The following is a 1,052-nucleotide window of genomic DNA, read 5'->3' on the forward strand; positions in this document are numbered from 1 at the left end:
CGCGAGCGGGGCTATTCCGAGACCACCGTCGACGATCTCGCCGCAGCCTCGGGGATGTCGCGGCGGACGTTCTTCCGCTACTTCCCGTCCAAGGAGGACGTCATCTCGGGCAAGTGGGTGGGGATGGGGGAGGACATGATCGCCCGGCTCCTCGCCCGCCCCGGTGACGAGGATCCGTGGACGTCCGTGCGCGCGTCGATGTCGGGGATCGTCGACCACTACGCCGACCCCGACCGGCGGGCCGACAGCTTCGCCCTCGACGAGGTCATCGACTCCACCCCGTCACTGCGGGCGGCGTTCATCGCGAAGGTCGACATCCTCGCCGAGGCGGTCGCCGTTCACCCGTCCGAAACATCACATGACGCACCCAGACTTCCCGCACCAGCCGGCTCCGATGATGCACAGCAGTCGCGCGCCCGGCCCTCCCACTCCCGCGCCTCGGCGGGCCTTCGCCCCGGACCTCGCCCGCGGTCTCATGCTCTGCCTCATCGCGATCGCCAACGTCTCGGCGTACCTGTGGGGCACGAAGGCCGCGACGATGATGAGCGGCCACCCGACGAGCGACTCCCCGCTTGATACGACCCTGTCCGTGCTCACGATCCTCTTCGTCGACGGCAGCATCTACCCGATGTTCGCGTTCCTCTTCGGCTACGGCATCGTCCAGTTCACCCGCAGCCGCACCGCCGCCGGCGACGACCCGCGGACGATCACCTCGATGCTCGTGCGCCGCAGCCTCTGGCTCGTCGTCTTCGGTTTCATCCACGCCGCGCTGCTCTTCGGCGGGGACATCCTCGGCGCCTACGGTCTGTGCGGTCTCATCCTCGGCTACCTCATCCAGGCCGCCGGGGACCGAGCACTGAGGATCACCGTCTGGATCCTCGCCGGCATCCTTGCGCTCTTCGTCCTCGTCCAGGTCTTCTTCATCGTCGTCTCCCTCGTCCTCGCAGGCGACTCGGGCACCGGCGCGGACATGACGCCCGAGGAATCCGCGGCGTTCGGGGCGATCACCGACACCCTCCTCACCCAAGGCACAGGAGAGACGAACTACCTCA

Annotated in this window: 1 protein-coding gene and 1 pseudogene; both read left to right on the forward strand. The window is 68.2% G+C overall.

What is annotated here, in order from left to right:
* On the forward strand, positions 1 to 576 hold a 576-nt coding region (locus BSP109_RS17860; RefSeq protein WP_146001236.1), incomplete at its 5' end, for a TetR family transcriptional regulator.
* A gap of 13 nt (positions 577 to 589) precedes the next feature.
* Positions 590 to 1,052 (forward strand): annotated as a pseudogene (locus tag BSP109_RS16790) (DUF418 domain-containing protein); the annotation flags it as partial.

The sequence above is a fragment of the Brevibacterium sp. Mu109 genome, from assembly GCF_900169375.1.
In the GTDB taxonomy this organism is placed as follows: domain Bacteria; phylum Actinomycetota; class Actinomycetes; order Actinomycetales; family Brevibacteriaceae; genus Brevibacterium; species Brevibacterium yomogidense_A.